The 16,124-nt window shown below is 70.5% G+C and carries 18 protein-coding genes; 11 read left to right on the forward strand and 7 right to left on the reverse strand.

The features are described from left to right. The first annotated feature begins 78 nt into the window (after positions 1-78). The 3 genes from ACIQMR_RS04020 (at position 79) to moaA (ending at position 3,239) form a co-directional block, all read left to right on the forward strand. Entirely contained in the window at positions 79-444 is a 366-nt protein-coding gene (locus ACIQMR_RS04020) for a DUF485 domain-containing protein (protein ID WP_358668260.1), read from the forward strand. Beyond that, a complete protein-coding gene (locus ACIQMR_RS04025) occupies positions 441-2,075 on the forward strand; it encodes a cation acetate symporter (RefSeq protein ID WP_401382520.1) in 1,635 nt (544 codons plus the stop codon). Before ACIQMR_RS04020 ends, ACIQMR_RS04025 begins: the two co-directional genes overlap by 4 nt. Before the next feature lie 174 nt (positions 2,076-2,249). Continuing rightward, the gene (moaA, locus tag ACIQMR_RS04030; RefSeq protein WP_401382523.1) at positions 2,250-3,239 is read left to right on the forward strand and encodes a GTP 3',8-cyclase MoaA; all 990 of its coding nucleotides are present in this window, start codon (positions 2,250-2,252) and stop codon (positions 3,237-3,239) included. Here the strand turns inward: moaA and ACIQMR_RS04035 are convergent. Together ACIQMR_RS04035 and ACIQMR_RS04040 are read right to left on the reverse strand one after the other, a co-directional pair. After that, positions 3,222-3,476, reverse strand: coding sequence for a hypothetical protein (locus tag ACIQMR_RS04035; protein ID WP_401382526.1), 255 nt, complete (start codon positions 3,474-3,476; stop codon positions 3,222-3,224). The two genes, moaA and ACIQMR_RS04035, sit on opposite strands and share 18 nt — an antisense overlap. 187 nt (positions 3,477-3,663) lie before the next feature. Then, on the reverse strand, positions 3,664-4,077 hold the full coding sequence (locus ACIQMR_RS04040) for a DUF3099 domain-containing protein (RefSeq protein WP_401382527.1): 414 nt from the start codon (positions 4,075-4,077) through the stop codon (positions 3,664-3,666). Positions 4,078-4,295: 218 nt separating this feature from the next. On the opposite strand from ACIQMR_RS04040, the gene ACIQMR_RS04045 reads away from it, so the two are divergent. Then, complete coding sequence (locus tag ACIQMR_RS04045; RefSeq protein ID WP_266375162.1) at positions 4,296-4,571, forward strand: GlsB/YeaQ/YmgE family stress response membrane protein; 276 nt, start codon at positions 4,296-4,298, stop codon at positions 4,569-4,571. A gap of 108 nt (positions 4,572-4,679) precedes the next feature. Here ACIQMR_RS04045 and tyrS read toward each other — a convergent pair whose 3' ends face one another. The 3 genes from tyrS to ACIQMR_RS04060 all read right to left on the reverse strand — a co-directional run bounded on the left by tyrS (position 4,680) and on the right by ACIQMR_RS04060 (position 9,040). Continuing rightward, the gene (gene tyrS, locus ACIQMR_RS04050) at positions 4,680-5,948 is read right to left on the reverse strand and encodes a tyrosine--tRNA ligase (RefSeq protein ID WP_266375164.1); all 1,269 of its coding nucleotides are present in this window, start codon (positions 5,946-5,948) and stop codon (positions 4,680-4,682) included. Positions 5,949-6,033: 85 nt separating this feature from the next. After that, positions 6,034-7,425, reverse strand: coding sequence for a metallopeptidase TldD-related protein (locus ACIQMR_RS04055; RefSeq protein WP_401382529.1), 1,392 nt, complete (start codon positions 7,423-7,425; stop codon positions 6,034-6,036). A 91-nt stretch (positions 7,426-7,516) separates the two neighbouring features. Then, complete coding sequence (locus ACIQMR_RS04060) at positions 7,517-9,040, reverse strand: TldD/PmbA family protein (protein ID WP_401382532.1); 1,524 nt, start codon at positions 9,038-9,040, stop codon at positions 7,517-7,519. A 201-nt stretch (positions 9,041-9,241) separates the two neighbouring features. On the opposite strand from ACIQMR_RS04060, the gene fabG reads away from it, so the two are divergent. The 3 genes from fabG to ACIQMR_RS04075 all read left to right on the forward strand — a co-directional run bounded on the left by fabG (position 9,242) and on the right by ACIQMR_RS04075 (position 11,290). Further along, positions 9,242-9,961 carry a 3-oxoacyl-[acyl-carrier-protein] reductase gene (fabG, locus tag ACIQMR_RS04065; protein ID WP_401382535.1) on the forward strand — a complete coding sequence of 240 codons (720 nt, stop codon included), beginning with the start codon at positions 9,242-9,244 and terminating at the stop codon, positions 9,959-9,961. Between the two features lie 4 nt (positions 9,962-9,965). After that, complete coding sequence (fabI, locus tag ACIQMR_RS04070; protein WP_266375172.1) at positions 9,966-10,736, forward strand: enoyl-ACP reductase FabI; 771 nt, start codon at positions 9,966-9,968, stop codon at positions 10,734-10,736. A 209-nt stretch (positions 10,737-10,945) separates the two neighbouring features. Further along, positions 10,946-11,290, forward strand: coding sequence for a hypothetical protein (locus ACIQMR_RS04075; protein ID WP_401382538.1), 345 nt, complete (start codon positions 10,946-10,948; stop codon positions 11,288-11,290). A 203-nt stretch (positions 11,291-11,493) separates the two neighbouring features. Here ACIQMR_RS04075 and ACIQMR_RS04080 read toward each other — a convergent pair whose 3' ends face one another. Next, positions 11,494-12,168: a FadR/GntR family transcriptional regulator gene (locus ACIQMR_RS04080; RefSeq protein ID WP_401382541.1), complete on the reverse strand. Its 675-nt coding sequence runs from the start codon at positions 12,166-12,168 to the stop codon at positions 11,494-11,496. A 60-nt stretch (positions 12,169-12,228) separates the two neighbouring features. Between ACIQMR_RS04080 and ACIQMR_RS04085 the strand changes: the two genes are divergently transcribed. From ACIQMR_RS04085 to ACIQMR_RS04100, 4 genes are all read left to right on the forward strand, one after another. Then, positions 12,229-13,581: a CynX/NimT family MFS transporter gene (locus ACIQMR_RS04085; protein ID WP_401382543.1), complete on the forward strand. Its 1,353-nt coding sequence runs from the start codon at positions 12,229-12,231 to the stop codon at positions 13,579-13,581. Between the two features lie 4 nt (positions 13,582-13,585). Next, positions 13,586-13,702, forward strand: a complete 117-nt coding sequence (locus tag ACIQMR_RS04090; RefSeq protein ID WP_401382546.1) for an SGM_5486 family transporter-associated protein — start codon at positions 13,586-13,588, stop codon at positions 13,700-13,702. Positions 13,703-13,892: 190 nt separating this feature from the next. Then, positions 13,893-14,105 carry a hypothetical protein gene (locus ACIQMR_RS04095; RefSeq protein ID WP_401382549.1) on the forward strand — a complete coding sequence of 71 codons (213 nt, stop codon included), beginning with the start codon at positions 13,893-13,895 and terminating at the stop codon, positions 14,103-14,105. Positions 14,106-14,212: 107 nt separating this feature from the next. Continuing rightward, positions 14,213-14,731 carry a histidine phosphatase family protein gene (locus ACIQMR_RS04100; protein ID WP_358668279.1) on the forward strand — a complete coding sequence of 173 codons (519 nt, stop codon included), beginning with the start codon at positions 14,213-14,215 and terminating at the stop codon, positions 14,729-14,731. 88 nt (positions 14,732-14,819) lie between these two features. Here the strand turns inward: ACIQMR_RS04100 and serB are convergent, their stop codons facing one another. Beyond that, the gene (serB, locus tag ACIQMR_RS04105; RefSeq protein WP_266375186.1) at positions 14,820-16,034 is read right to left on the reverse strand and encodes a phosphoserine phosphatase SerB; all 1,215 of its coding nucleotides are present in this window, start codon (positions 16,032-16,034) and stop codon (positions 14,820-14,822) included. Positions 16,035-16,124: the final 90 nt, after the last annotated feature.

Genomic DNA, 16,124 nt, shown 5'->3' on the forward strand with positions numbered 1-16,124 from the left:
CACTCGGCGGTGCGCCCCGTGCCGTTGTGAGAACCCGTCCGCCCGTTGACTGTCGCACCCGCCTCGCAAGGAGATTCCGTGGCTACCGATGCACCGCCACCCGGCACCGGCAAGGACACCGGTCCTGCCCAGCCCACGACCGAGCAGTTCGTCGAGGTGCAGGAGGGTGCGGAATTCGGCGAACTGCGCCGCACGTACCGTTCCTTCGCCTTCCCTCTGACCGTCGCCTTCATCGCCTGGTACCTGCTGTACGTCCTGCTGTCCAACTACGCGGGCGGCTTCATGGGCACCAAGCTCTTCGGCAACATCAACGTGGCCTTCGTCTTCGGCCTCGCCCAGTTCGCCACCACCTTCCTCATCGCCTGGTTCTATGCGCGGCACGCGGCCGAGAAGCTCGACCCCAAGGCGGAAGCGATCAAGTCCCGTATGGAGGCCGACGCATGAGCAGCACCACCCTCCACGCCGTCCAGGTCGCCGCGTCGAGTGCCACCACCGAGCACCGGCCGCTGATCATCACACTTTTCGCGGCCTTCGTCGTCGCGACGCTGGGCATCACCGTCTGGGCCGGCCGGCAGACGAAGGACGCCGCCGACTTCTACGCCGGCGGCCGCCAGTTCACCGGCTTCCAGAACGGCCTCGCCATCTCCGGCGACTACATGTCCGCCGCGTCCTTCCTCGGCATCGCCGGCGCCATCGCCCTCTTCGGGTACGACGGCTTCCTGTACTCCATCGGCTTCCTCGTCGCCTGGCTGGTCGCCCTGCTGCTCGTCGCCGAACCGCTGCGCAACTCGGGCCGGTTCACCATGGGCGACGTCCTCGCGTACCGCATGCGCCAGCGACCGGTCCGCACCGCCGCGGGAACGTCCACGATCGTCGTCTCGATCTTCTACCTGCTCGCCCAGATGGCGGGCGCGGGCGTCCTCGTCTCGCTGCTGCTCGGCATCACCACCGACGCCGGGAAGATCGCGATCGTCGGCCTCGTCGGCGTACTGATGATCCTCTACGTCACCATCGGCGGCATGAAGGGCACCACCTGGGTGCAGATGGTCAAGGCCGTCCTCCTGATCGCGGGCACCCTGCTCATCACCTTCCTGGTGCTGCTGAAGTTCAACTTCAACATCTCCGACCTGCTCGGCACGGCCGCTGAGAAGAGCGGCAAGGGCGCGGCGTTCCTGGAGCCCGGCCTCAAGTACGGCGCCACCGGCACCTCCAAGCTGGACTTCATCTCCCTCGGCATCGCACTGGTGCTCGGCACCGCCGGCCTGCCGCACATCCTGATCCGCTTCTACACCGTGCCCACCGCCAAGGCCGCCCGTAAGTCGGTCATCTGGGCCATCGGCATCATCGGCGCGTTCTACCTGATGACGATCGCGCTCGGTTTCGGCGCGGCGGCGATCGTCGGACCCGAGGAGATCACCGCCTCCAACAAGGCCGGCAACACGGCGGCACCACTGCTCGCCCTGTACATCGGCGGTACGGACTCGGCGGGCGGCGCGATCCTGCTCGCCGTGATCTCGGCGGTCGCCTTCGCCACCATCCTCGCCGTCGTCGCCGGACTCACCCTGGCGTCCTCGTCGTCCTTCGCGCACGACATCTACGCCAACGTCATCCGCCGCGGGCAGGCCACCGAGAAGGAGGAGCTCCGCGCGGCCCGCTGGGCGACCGTCCTCATCGGCATCGTCTCCATCGCGCTCGGCGCCATGGCCCGCGACCTGAACGTGGCGGGCCTGGTGGCGCTCGCCTTCGCGGTCGCCGCCTCCGCCAACCTGCCGACGATCCTCTACAGCCTCTTCTGGAAGAGGTTCACCACGCAGGGCGCACTCTGGTCGATCTACGGCGGCCTGGCCTCGTCGGTGCTGCTCGTGCTGTTCTCCCCGGTCGTCTCCGGCAAGCCCACCTCGATGTTCCCCTCGGTGGACTTCGCCTGGTTCCCGCTGGAGAACCCCGGCCTCGTCTCCATCCCGCTGGGCTTCCTGCTCGGCTGGCTCGGCACCCTGCTCTCCAAGGAGGAGCCGGACAAGGGCAAGTACGCGGAGCTGGAGGTCAAGTCCCTCACAGGCGTCAGCGCCCACTGAGGAGGAAACCGTCACACCCATGAGCGCGGCCGCGGCGTAGGGTCCATCGTAGGGTCCTACGACGCGGCCGCCTCGTACCTCGTGGCAAACGGCAGCTGCCGCTGTCAGGGGTCTCGCGTAGGCTCGCTCATATACGCGTACCCGTACGTGCGGACACCAGGGAGGGGGCCTGCAGTGCTCATCGACACCTACGGCCGTGTGGCCACCGACCTGAGGGTCTCCCTCACGGACCGGTGCAATCTGAGGTGCAGCTACTGCATGCCCGAAGAGGGCCTGCAGTGGCTGACCAAGTCGTCCCTGCTCGACGACGACGAGATCGTGCGCCTGGTCCGTATCGCCGTCACCGGCCTGGGGATCACCGAGGTCCGCTTCACCGGCGGGGAGCCGCTGCTGCGGCCCGGTCTGGTCGGCATCGTCGAGCGCTGCGCAGCCCTGGAGCCCCGCCCCAGGATGTCGCTGACCAGCAACGGCATCGGGCTCAGGCGCACCGCCGAGGCCCTCCGGGCCGCCGGGCTGGACCGGGTCAACGTCTCCCTCGACACCCTCCGCCCCGACGTCTTCAAGACCCTCACCCGCCGTGACCGGCACCACGACGTGCTGGAGGGCCTGCTGGCCGCCCGCGACGCCGGTCTGACACCGGTCAAGGTCAACACGGTCCTGATGCCCGGGCTCAACGACGACGAGGCGCCCGAGCTGCTCGCCTGGGCCGTCGAGCACGACTACGAGCTGCGCTTCATCGAGCAGATGCCCCTCGACGCCCAGCACGGCTGGAAGCGCGACGGGATGATCACCGCGGGTGACATCCTGCAGTCGCTGCGTACCCGCTTCGAGCTGACCCCCGAGGACGACGGGGCACGCGGCTCGGCGCCCGCCGAGCGCTGGATCGTGGACGGCGGGCCCCACCGGGTCGGTGTCATCGCCTCCGTCACCCGGCCCTTCTGCAGCGCCTGCGACCGCACCCGGCTCACCGCCGACGGGCAGGTCCGCACGTGCCTGTTCGCCCAGGAGGAGACCGACCTGCGCGGCGCTCTGCGCTCCGGCGCGCCGGACGAGGAGATCGCCCGGATCTGGAAGCTCGCCATGTGGGGGAAGAAGGCGGGATCGGGCCTGGACGACCCGGAGTTCCTTCAGCCCCGGCGCCCCATGTCAGCCATCGGCGGCTGACCTCCGCTCCCACTCGTCGAGCGTCACGACGTCCTTCAGGAACCCCCGGACGCCCAGGAACTGGGACAGGTGCTCGCGGTGTTCGTCGCACGCGAGCCAGGTCTTGCGGCGCTCCGGCGTGTGCAGCTTCGGGTTGTTCCACGCCAGCACCCAGACGGCGGCGGCTCGACAGCCCTTGGCGGAACAGATCGGGGTCTCGGCACTCGCCGCGTCGGTACTCACCGGATCATTGTCCATAACGTGGCGACGCCGAGCAGCCACGGGGGGAGCTGCCCGGCGTCGGTCCGTCGCTCCGACGGGGGATGCGGAGCGCACAGGCAGTATGTCACGCGGAACGGCCCGCGGTGCACCGGAACTTCATGATTGATCTGAGCTTTTCTTGAGCATTGCGGGGTACGGTTCCCCGCTCTCGCCCGGCCCGCGGTCAGGCGTGCCTGATCGTCCGGTCCGCCGTGTCCTCGGCGGCGGATTCCGGTTTCCCTTCCGCCTTGTCCGCCGCCTTGTCCGCCGCCTTGTCCGCTGCGGGCGCCTCCGCCGCGGCGGAGGTCTCGAGCATCGGCCGCGTGGGGGCCGGCACGAAGGTGGACAGCGGCTTCGGCGCGCTCTCGCGGCCCGCGTTGGCGATCACCACGGAGATGTACGGCAGTGCCGCACCGAGCACCAGCGCCACGATCGCCACCTGCTGCTGGACGTTCCACAGCACGGCGGCGAGGATCACCGCGAGGGTCCGGATCGACATCGAGATCACATAGCGGCGCTGCCGGCCGCGCACGTCGTCGGCCAGTCCCTGGCGGGCTCCGGTGATCCTGAAGACCTCGGGCTCCTTGTGCTTCCGCATGCCGTTCCACCGCCCGATCGCCGCGCCGGACTCTCCCCGGCCCGGACCTGCTTCAACGGTACGCCGCGGCTGCGTCGCATTCGAGACCGGGTCCCGCCCGACCTGGGCCGACCAGATCACCGTGTACCGCGCACAGATCTCTCCGACATGCGCCGTATGGCGGATACGCCGAAACTAGCCGATAACGGCTCACGTCGATCCGAAACCGGGAGGCAGCCATGAGCTGGTTGTGGGCGATCATTGTCGGATTCGTGCTGGGCCTGCTGGCCAAGGCGATCCTGCCGGGGAAGCAGCACAGTCCGCTCTGGCTGATCACGATCTTCGGCATCATCGGCGGCATCGTCGGAAACGCCCTTGCCGGGGCGTTCGGAATCGAGGAGACGCCGGGCATCGACTGGGGCAGGCATGCCCTGCAGATCGTCGCCGCCCTGGTCATCGTCGGCCTCGGTGACATGCTCTACGCATCCCTGCGCGGCAGAAAACAAGCGGCCTGAGGGCGGACGCAGGAGCCGCCCGACGGGCCACGGACACGGCAGCGGCCGGGTGGGAACGATCTCCCACCCGGCCGCTGCCGTGGTGTTCCGCCGTGTCGGCCCGGCGTGTCAGCCGGCCGTGACCTCGACCGCGGCCAGGTTCTTCTTGCCGCGGCGCAGCACGAGCCAGCGCCCGTGCAGCAGGTCCTCGGCGGCAGGCACCGCGTCCTCGGCGGTCACCTTCGCGTTGTTCACGTAGGCCCCGCCCTCCTTGATGGTGCGGCGGGCGGCCGACTTGCTCGCCACCAGACCGACCTCCGCGAAGAGGTCGGCCACTGCGGCGGGCGCGCTCACCCGGGCGTGCGGCAGCTCGGAGAGCGCCGCGCTCAGGGTCGCCTCGTCCAGCTCCCCCAGCTCACCCTGACCGAAGAGCGCCTTCGACGCGGCGATGACCGCCGCGCACTGGTCGGCGCCGTGCACCAGCGTCGTCAGCTCCTCGGCGAGCGCACGCTGCGCGGCACGCGCCTGCGGACGCTCCTCGGTGAGCTTCTCCAGCTCCTCCAGTTCCGCACGGCTCTGGAAGCTGAGGATGCGCATGTACGTGGAGACGTCCCGGTCGTCCACGTTCAGCCAGAACTGGTAGAACGCGTACGGCGTCGTCATCTCCGGGTCCAGCCAGACGGCGCCGCCCTCGGTCTTGCCGAACTTGGTGCCGTCCGCCTTGGTCATCAGCGGCGTCGCCAGCGCGTGGGCGCTCGCGTGCGGCTCCAGACGGTGGATCAGGTCCAGACCCGCGGTCAGATTGCCCCACTGGTCGCTGCCGCCCTGCTGCAAGGTGCAGCCGTAGCGCCTGTACAGCTCCAGGAAGTCCATGCCCTGAAGCAGCTGGTAGCTGAACTCCGTGTAGCTGATGCCCTGGTCGGACTCCAGCCGGCGCGCGACCGAGTCCTTCGTCAGCATCTTGTTGACACGGAAGTGCTTGCCGATGTCCCGCAGGAACTCGATGGCGGACATGCCCGCCGTCCAGTCCAGGTTGTTGACCATGACCGCCGCGTTCTCGCCCTCGAAGGACAGGAACGGCTCGATCTGGGCGCGGACCCGCTCCACCCACGCCGCGACGGTCTCCGGGTCGTTCAGCGTGCGCTCCGCCGTCGGCTTGGGGTCGCCGATCTGACCCGTCGCCCCGCCCACCAGCGCCAGCGGGCGGTGCCCCGCCTGCTGGAGCCGGCGCATGGTGAGCGCCTGCACGAGATGCCCGACGTGCAGGCTGGGCGCGGTCGGGTCGAAGCCGCAATAGAACGTGACGGGACCGTCCGCGAGCGCCTTGCGCAAAGCGTCCTCGTCGGTGGACAGGGCGAACAGCCCGCGCCACTTCAGCTCGTCGACGATGTCCGTCACGGTTCTGGTATCTCCTCGGAAAAGGCAGAAAGGGGTGATGGTCGCCCCAGGTGGTGTCTAGCAGTCTATGGGTTCGGCCCTGGGCTCATACGCCCTGGCTGACCGAGCTCATGTTGAAGTCCGGGATGCGCAGCGCGGGCATCGCGGCCCGGGTGAACCAGTCGCTCCACTCACGCGGCAGCGTCTTCTCCGTACGCCCGGCCTCCACGGCCCGCGACAGCAGATCGACGGGCGACTCGTTGAACCGGAAGTTGTTCACCTCGCCGACGACCTCGCCGTTCTCGACGAGATAGACGCCGTCGCGGGTCAGCCCGGTCAGCAGCAGCGTCGCCGGGTCGACCTCGCGGATGTACCAGAGGCAGGTCAGCAGCAGTCCCCGCCCGGTCGAGGCGACCATCTCCTCCAGGGAACGCTCACCGCCGGCGTCCATGATCAGGTTGCCGGCGGCGGGGGAGACCGGCAGCCCGGTCAGGCCCGCGCTGTGCCGGGTGGTGATCAGCCGGTCCAGCGTGCCCTGACGGACCCACTCGGTGGCCGGCAGCGGCAGACCGTTGTCGAACACCGAGGCGTCGTCGCCGGAGGAGTGGGCGATCACGAACGGAGCGGACTCCAGGCCCGGCTCGTCCGGGTCGCTGCGCAGCGTGAGCGGCAGCCCGGACAGCGACTCGCCGATACGGGTGCCACCGCCCGGCTTGGAGAAGACCGTGCGGCCCTCGACGGCGTCCCGGCCCGAGGACGACCACAGCTGGTAGATCAGCAGGTCGGCGACGGCGGTCGGCGGCAGCAGCGTCTCGTACCGGCCCGCGGGCAGGTCGATACGGCGCTCGGCCCAGCCCAGCCGGGTCGCGAGCTCCCCGTCCAGCGCCGCCGGGTCGACGTCCTTGAAGTCGCGCGTGGAACGGCCGGCCCAGGCGGAGCGGCTGCGGTCGGGCGACTTGGCGTTCAGCTCAAGCGTGCCGTTGGGCTGGTCGTGGCGGAGCCGTACGCCCGTCGACGTACCGAGGTACGTCGAGGTCAGCTCGTGGTTGGCGAAGCCGTACAGCTCACGGCCGCCGGACCGGGCGCGGGCGAAGGCCTCGCCGAGCGCGGGTGCGAAATCGGTGAAGACGGCCGAGGAGGTCTCGGCCGGCGCGTCGGTGAAGTCCCCCGACACCGGGACGCCGGTCACCAGCGGCTGTGCGTCCTCCGCCGCCCCCGCCGCGCGGGCCGCGGCCTCGGCGGCCCGTACCAGCGGCTCCAGGTCCTCGGCCGTCACCGCGGACCGCGTCACCACCCCGGACGCGGTGCCCTGCGCCCCGTCCACGGTGGCGATCACGGTGAGGGTGCGGCCCCGGGTCACGCCGTTCGTGGTGAGCGCGTTGCCGGCCCAGCGCAGATTGGCCGACGAGTGCTCGTCGGCGATGACCACACAGCCGTCGGCGGTGGACAGGTCGAGTGCGCGCTCGACGATCTCGTGCGGCTTGCTGACGGGGCTCATCGACCGGCCTCCTGCGTGGTGTTGAGACTGTGCTGTCCCGGGGGACGACCCCCGGGCCCCCGGCAGGGGGTGGTGCGGGCGTGGTCCGGTGTCATCGGCCCGCCTCCTGCGTGGTGTTGAGGATGTTCACGCCGCGGAAGAGGGCTGACGGGCAGCCGTGCGACACCGCCGCGACCTGGCCCGGCTGGGCCTTGCCGCAGTTGAAGGCGCCGCCGAGGACGTACGTCTGCGGCCCGCCGACCTTCTCCATCGATCCCCAGAAGTCCGTCGTCGTCGCCTGGTAGGCGACGTCGCGCAGCTGCCCGGTGAGCCGGCCGTTCTCGATCCGGTAGAAGCGCTGCCCGGTGAACTGGAAGTTGTAGCGCTGCATGTCGATCGACCAGGACCGGTCCCCGACCACGTAGATGCCGCGCTCCACCCCGCCGATCAGGTCCTCCGTCGACAGTCCGCCCGGCTCCGGCCGCAGCGAGACGTTCGCCATGCGCTGCACCGGAACGTGCCCGGGGGAGTCCGCGAACGCACAGCCGTTGGAGCGGCCGAGGCCCGTCAGCTTCGCGATGCGCCGGTCGAGCTGGTAGCCGACGAGCGTGCCGTCCTTGACCAGGTCCCAGCTCTGCGCCTCGACGCCCTCGTCGTCGTACCCGATCGTCGCGAGACCGTGCTCGGCGGTCCGGTCGCCGGTCACGTTCATCACCGACGAGCCGTAGCGCAGCTTGCCGAGCTGGTCGAAGGTGGCGAAAGAGGTACCCGCGTACGCCGCCTCGTAGCCCAGCGCCCGGTCCAGCTCGGTGGCGTGGCCGATCGACTCGTGGATCGTCAGCCACAGATTGGACGGGTCCACGACCAGGTCGTACCGGCCCGCCTCGACGCTCGGCGCCCGCATCTTCTCCGCGAGCAGCCCCGGGATCTCCTCCAGCTCGGAGTCCCAGTCCCAGCCCGTGCCGGTCAGGTACTCCCAGCCGCGGCCGACCGGTGGCGCGATGGTGCGCATCGAGTCGAACTCGCCGGTCGTCTCGTCCACGGCGACCGCCGTGAGCTGCGGATGGAGCCGTACCCGCTGCTGGGTGGTGACCGTGCCCGCCGTGTCCGCGTAGAACTTGTTCTCGTGCACGGTCAGCAGCGAGGCATCGACGTGCGCCACACCGTCCGCCCGCAGCAGCCGCGCGCTCCAGTCCGCCAGCAGCCCGGACTTCTCCTCGCCGGGGACCGTGAACGGATCGATCTCGTACGAGGAGATCCACGTACGCTCCGCGTGCACCGGCTCCTGCGCCAGCTCCACGCGCTCGTCGGACCCGGCGGCCGCGATCACCTTCGCCGACAGCTTCGCCATCGCCACCGCCTGGCCCGCGACCCTGGCCGCGGCGTCCATGGTCAGATCGACGCCGGAGGCGAACCCCCACGCCCCGCCGTGCACCACCCGCACCGCGTACCCCAGGTCGGTGGTGTCGGACGAGCCGGAGGGTTTGGCGTCCCGCAGCCGCCACGCCGCGCTGCGCACCCGCTCCAGCCGGAAGTCGGCGTGCTCGGCGCCGAGCGCACGGGCCCGGGCGAGCGCCGCGTCGGCGAGCGCCCGCAGCGGCAAGGCCGTGAAGGCTTCGTCGATGGAATGAGCCACGAATGTCTCCTGTCCTGGTCGGACCCGTCGTCACAAGACCGGTCGCCCCGATCATGTCGCGCCCGGGTGCCCGCTGCCTACCGCTTTCTGTAGGGACCCGACAGCGCATCCGGTACGCCACTGTCAGGGGTCGATCCCCTGGACGATGGGCGGTACCGATAGGTTTTTGCAGGACAAGACCGCTATCGAAAGGGTGATCCGTTGAGCCGCTCGGTTCTCGTCACCGGAGGAAACCGGGGCATCGGCCTCGCCATCGCCCGCGCGTTCGCCGAAGCCGGCGACAAGGTCGCGATCACGTACCGGTCGGGCGAGCCGCCCGAGGAGCTGATCGAGCTGGGCTGCCTCCCGGTCCGCTGCGACATCACCGACACCGAACAGGTGGAGCAGGCCTACAAGGAGATCGAGGACAAGCACGGCACCGTGGAGGTGCTGGTCGCCAACGCCGGCGTCACCAAGGACCAGCTGCTGATGCGCATGTCCGAGGAGGACTTCGTCTCCGTCGTCGACACCAACCTCACCGGGGCCTTCCGGGTCGTCAAGCGCGCCAACCGCGGCATGCTCCGCGCCAAGAAGGGCCGCGTCGTCCTGATCTCCTCCGTGGTCGGGCTGCTCGGCTCGGCGGGTCAGGCCAACTACGCCGCCTCCAAGGCCGGGCTCGTCGGCTTCGCCCGCTCCCTCGCCCGCGAACTCGGCTCGCGGAACATCACGTTCAACGTGGTCGCGCCCGGCTTTGTCGAGACCGACATGACCAAGGTGCTCACCGACGAGCAGCGTGCGGGCATCGTCTCGCAGGTGCCGCTCGGCCGTTACGCGCAGCCGGAGGAGATCGCCGCCGCGGTGAAGTTCCTCGCCTCCGACAACGCCTCGTACATCACTGGAGCCGTCATCCCGGTTGACGGCGGATTGGGCATGGGTCACTGATCACATGAGTGGAATCCTCGCCGGCAAGCGCATCCTCATCACCGGTGTGCTGATGGAGTCCTCCATCGCCTTCCACGCCGCGAAGCTGGCCCAGGAGCAGGGTGCGGAGATCATCCTGACCGCCTTCCCGCGTCCCACGCTGACCGAGCGGATCGCCAGGAAGCTCCCCAAGCCCACGAAGGTCATCGAGCTCGACGTCACCAACGACGAGCACCTCGGCCGTCTCGCGGACATCGTGCGCGAGGAGCTGGGCGGGCTCGACGGCGTCGTCCACTCCATCGGCTTCGCGCCGCAGGACGCGCTCGGCGGCAACTTCCTGAACACGCCGTTCGAGTCGGTCTCGACCGCGATGCACGTCTCGGCGTTCTCGCTGAAGTCGCTGACCATGGCCTGCCTGCCGCTGTTCCCGCAGGAGGGCGCCTCGGTAGTCGGTCTGACCTTCGACGCCCAGTTCGCCTGGCCGCAGTACGACTGGATGGGCCCGGCGAAGGCGGCGCTGGAGGCCACCTCCCGCTACGTCGCCCGTGACCTGGGCAAGCAGAACGTCCGCTGCAACCTGATCTCGGCGGGCCCGCTCGGCTCGATGGCCGCGAAGTCCATCCCGGGCTTCAGCGACCTCGCGGACGTGTGGAACCACCGCTCCCCGCTGGAGTGGGACATGGCCGACCCGGAGCCCACCGGCCGCGGCATCGTGGCCCTGCTGTCCGACTGGTTCCCGAAGACCACGGGCGAGATCATCCACGTCGACGGTGGCGTGCACATGATGGGCGCGTAACCAGCCGTTACGCTGCGTCACGGACGCCGCTGTTCACCCGGACGCTTCCGATGCCCCGGTCACCCGCTGTGTGCGGGAGGCCGGGGCATCGCCCGTTCGGGTCAATGGGACGGGCGGACGGCCCCCGGCCGGGTGACCCTGGAGAAGCAATCCCTCCCTTGTGGTGCAGCAGCGGCGCTTGCCGCAGTACGGCCGAGGAGGTCCTGCTTGTGCGTACGTCGTGGCGTTCCGCGTCGGTACTGGGGGTAGTGGCGGCCCTGGTGTGTCCCGCCCCCACAGCGGCGGTCTCCCAGGCGCACCGGGAGTCCGCCGCGCGGCCTTTCGGGGCCGACTGCAGCGTCTACGTCGAAGGCTCCCGGGCCACGGCGTACTGCCACAACCCCTACATGGACACCGACCGGGTCCAGCTCCACGTCGAGTGCGAGCGCTGGTGGGACGTCGACGCCGACAGCAAGCCCGTAGAACTCGGCCCGACCGGCCGCGCGACCCTCAGCGAGCGCTGCTGGAAGGAGATACGGACCGTCTGGGTGAGCCATCTGCGACGACCGTCGTGACGCCGGCCTGTGGTCGTGGCCCGGGCGCCTGATGCCTGCCCGTGGTCGTGGGCCAGGCTTCTGACGTCGGCCCGGGCGCCTGATGCCTGCCCGTGGTCGTGGGCCAGGCCCCTGACGTCGGCCCGGCCTTCTGGCCTCGGCCCGGTGGGCCGTACGCCCGGCTCCTTGAACACGCCCGGCGCCCTGCATGCCGACGCGACGGGTCAAGCGTCCTTGCGCAGACACATGAACGGGTAGCCCGCCGCCTCCGCGGCCGCCGCGTCGCCGTCGCAGGCGCGGATCGCGTCGACCAGCCGGTCGTGGTCCATGTGGTTCTCCGGCCGCAGCTCCTGGCCCACGTCGTCCCGCAGCCAGTCGCGCAGCAGATCACCCAGGTCGGCGTAGATCGCGGTCAGCACATCGTTGTGGGAGGCGGCGACGACGGCCAGGTGGAACGTCGCGTCGGCCGCGACGAACCGTTCCGCGTCGCCCGACTCCCACGCGTCCTCGCGGCGCGCCAGGAGGCCGTCCAACTGCTTCAGGTCCCGTTCCGTGCGGCGCTCGGCGGCGAGCCGGGCCGCCGTGGACTCCAGCGTGGAGCGCAGCTCGGCGACGTGCCGCGGATCGGCGTCGGCGAACCTGCGGTGCATCACGCCGGCCAGCTCGCTCGTCGCCACGACATAGGTGCCCGAGCCCTGCCGGATGTCCAGGAGCCCGTTGTGCGCGAGCGCGCGGACCGCCTCGCGGATCGTGTTGCGGGCGACGCCCAGCTGCTCGACCAGCTCGGGCTCGGTCGGGATCCGCGAGCCCACCGGCCACTCGCCCGAGGTGATCTGGTTCCGCAGCTCGGCGATCACCTGGTCCGAGAGGGCGGAACGGCGAGGAGAGGTCAGCGCCATGCTGCTCCTTCGTGCTTCGAGATTGGACAACCAATCATCCCATGATTCTATGATGGCTCCATGCCCGACGAGACCCAGACCCTGAGCCCCGCCGCCACGGCGATCCGTACACACTCCGATTCTCCCGCCCCCGGGGTCCCGGTCTGGGTCCTCCGGCTCGTCATCGCCGGACTCGTGCTCGCCGCGCTCAACCTCCGTCCCGCGATCACCAGCCTCGGCGCCCTTCTCGAAGAGGTGCAGAACGGGCTGCACATGAGCGGCACCGTCGCCGGTGTCCTCACCTCCGTACCGCCGCTCTGCTTCGCGGTCTTCGGGCTCGCGGCGCCCCGGCTGGCCCGCCGCTTCGGGCCCGCGGCGATCGTCTGCGCCGGGATGGTGGCGATCACCGCGGGACTGCTGATACGGCCCTTCGCGGGCGGCACGACCGCCTTCCTCGCCGCCAGCGCACTCGCCCTCATGGGCATCGCCGTCAGCAACGTGCTGATGCCGGTGATCGTCAAGCGGTACTTCCCCGACCGCATCGGCGGCGTCACCGGGCTCTACTCGATGGCGCTGTCGCTCGGCACCGCGGTCGCCGCGGCCGCGACCGTGCCCATGACCCAGGCGCTGGGCGGCAGTTGGCGCACCGGCCTCGGCGTCTGGGCGGTGCTCGCGGTCGTCGCCGTGCTGCCGTGGCTGCTGCTGGTACGTGGCCGGCGCGCGGGCGGGGGTACCCGTACTGCCACTGCCACTGCCACTGCCACTGCCACTGCCACTGCCACCGCCACCGCGCCCGCCACTGCCACCGCGACCGCGGCCGGGCGGACCGCGCAGGCATCCGCCCCGCGCATCGCCCGGAGCCGTACCGCATGGGCCCTCGCCTGCTTCTTCGGCCTCCAGGCCACCGGCGCGTACATCAGCATGGGCTGGATGCCGCAGATCTTCCGCGACGCCGGGGTCCCCGCGGGCACGGCCGGCCTGCTGCTCGCCGTGACCATGGTCATGGGCGTACCGCTCGCGTTCGTGATCCCCCGGCTCGCCACCCGGCTGAAGACCCAGGGCCCGATCGTCGTGGCTCTCGGCCTGTGCGGACTGACCGGCTACACGGGACTGTTCCTCGCACCCGCCGCCGGGGCATGGGCCTGGGCGCTGCTGCTCGGCATCTCCAACTGCTCCTTCCCCCTCGCCCTCACCATGATCGGCATGCGCTCCCGCAGCGGTGCCGGTGTCGTACGGCTCTCCGCCTTCGCCCAGAGCACCGGCTATCTGATCTCCATCCCCGGGCCGCTGCTGGTGGGCGTCCTCTACCAGCACAGCGGCGGCTGGGACCTGCCGCTCGTGCTGATGGCCGGGCTGATCCTGCCGCAGATGGCGGTCGGCATCCTGGCCGGGCGGGACCGCACGGTGGAGGACGAAGCCGGGATGCGAGACTGACCCCATGCCTGTGCTCGACCCGAACCCCCCGAACGGCCAGAAGAAGCTCCTCCTCGTCTTCGGCACCATGATCGCCATCACAGTGATCATCGGCATCGTCGCCTCGATCGCCTCGCCCTGACCGGAGCCCCGGCGCCCCTGACCGGAGCCCCGGCGCCGGGCGGGGAGCAGGGTGGGGTTGTCCCCACCATCCCCTAGGGGGCCGGTGTCAGGGTGAAGTGGGTGGATCACCGGATGGGAGACCGGGCCCCTGATCCGTAGGTTTGAAGCAGCTCAGCAGGAGCCCACCTTCAGACCACCCGGAGGCGGCCATGTCGGCCCGTACGCGCACCCCGTCCAACGCCCCGGCCGCCGCGGCCGTCGGCGACGGCGTACGGCTGCGGTGGTGGGCCCTCGTCCTGCCGGTCATCGCCTTCTCCGCGCTGCTCGTGCTGATGACCGGGGCCGGGCAGGCGCACGCCGCGGGCGACCCGTCGCCGGGCGTCTTCCTCGGCTGGATCCAGCTGGCGCTGACCGGCTCCTGAGCCCTTCGGCCTGCCCGGATTCCCTCCGGGCCACCCGTCGTCACCCTGGTGCGTTCACCCTTCAACACCCTGCGCCTGCTGGCTGATTTCATGCGAAGCTGGGGAGTATGAGCACCGATACACCGCGAAGGATCGTCCTACTCCGCCACGCGAAGGCCGACTGGCCTCAGGTGTCCGACCACGAGCGGCCGCTCGCCGACCGTGGCCGCATGGACGCCCCCGTCGCCGGCCGTAAGCTCGCCGACACCGGCATCCCCTTCGACCTGGCGCTCTGCTCGACCTCGGCGAGGACCCGAGAGACCTGGAAGCTGGCGGTCCACGAGCTGCCCGAGCGCCCCAGGACCGTGTACGAGGAGCGGCTCTACGACGCCTCGCTCGGTGACCTTCTCGCCCTGCTCAACGAGACCCCGGACGACGTCGCCGACCTGCTGCTCATCGGCCACAACCCCGGAATGCACGCCCTCGCGGACGCCCTCGCGGGCAAGGCGGAGGGCGACACGATGCAGCGGATGACCCGCGGCGGCTTCCCGACCGCCGCGTTCGCCGTGGTCGGCTTCTCCGGCTCCTGGAAGACCGTCGAGCACGGCGTGGGCACGCTCCTCGACTACTGGGCACCGCACGAGTAGCCGGCGTACGCCGTCGACGGACCGGCCCCGGTGCGCCCATCGCGCACCGGGGCCGGTCCCCGTGTGTACCGCCGCTCGCCGCGGCGGCTCAGTCCTCGTGGGCGTCCGCCGCCTCGACCTCTTCGCGGGTGATCCCGAGGAGATACAGCACGGCGTCCAGGAACGGCACGTTGACCGCCGTGTCCGCCGCCCTGCGCACCACGGGCTTGGCGTTGAACGCGACCCCCAGCCCGGCCGCGTTCAGCATGTCCAGATCGTTGGCGCCGTCGCCGATCGCGACGGTCTGGTCGAGCGGTACGCCCGCCGCCGCCGCGAACCGGCGCAGCAGCCGTGCCTTGCCCGCCCGGTCCACGATCTCGCCGACGACCCGCCCGGTGAGCCTGCCGTCCACGATCTCCAGGGTGTTGGCGGAGGCGAAGTCCAGGCCGAGACGTTCCTTGAGGTCATCGGTGACCTGGGTGAACCCGCCGGATACCACGCCGACTTGGAAGCCCAGCCGCTTCAGCGTACGGATCAGGGTGCGCGCGCCCGGCGTGAGCCGCACCTCGCTGCGCACCTTCTCCACCACCGACGCGTCCAGACCGGCCAGCAGCGCCACCCGGGCGTGCAGAGACTGCTCGAAGTCCAGCTCTCCGCGCATCGCGGCAGCCGTCACCCCGGCCACCTCCGCCTCGCAGCCGGCGTGCGCCGCGAACAGCTCGATGACCTCGTCCGTGATGAGCGTCGAGTCCACGTCCATCACCACGAGGCGCTGCGCCCTGCGGTGCAGCCCGGCCGAGACGACCGCGACGTCCACACCGATCTCCGCGGCCTCGGTGGCCAGCGCCGTGCGCAGCGGCTCGGTCTCACAGCCGGACACCGCGAACTCCACGGCGGTCACCGGATACTTCGCGAGCCGGAAGATCCGGTCGATGTTGCCCCCGGTGCCGGTGATCCTGGCCGCTATGGCCGCCGTGGACTCCGCGGTCAGCGGGTGCCCGAGCACGGTGACATGGGAACGGCCGCTGCCGCGCGGCCTGTTGTCACCCGTGCCCGAGATGATCTCGGCCTGTAGCTTCAGGGACTCGGCCCAGCTGTGCACGGTCGCGCGCAGCTCGCCCTCGGTCCCGGCGGTCGGCTGGGTGACGAGCGCGCACAGCGTGATGCGCCCACGTGTGACGACCTGCTCGATGTCGACCACGTCGACGGCGTAGGCGGCGAGGGTGTCGAAGAGACCTGCGGTGATCCCGGGACGGTCCTTCCCGAAGATCTTGACCAGGAGAGTGGGGACGTCGAACGTCTCAGGGGGCTGCGATGCGCTCATGGTGCTCCCACCGTATCGGGCACTCCGTGCCAGGCGCCCGCCCGTCCCGCGTACCGGACACCGCGCCGGTCATGCCGTGAACAGCATCCG

The organism is Streptomyces sp. NPDC091376 (genome assembly GCF_044757085.1).
Lineage (GTDB): Bacteria > Actinomycetota > Actinomycetes > Streptomycetales > Streptomycetaceae > Streptomyces > Streptomyces pratisoli.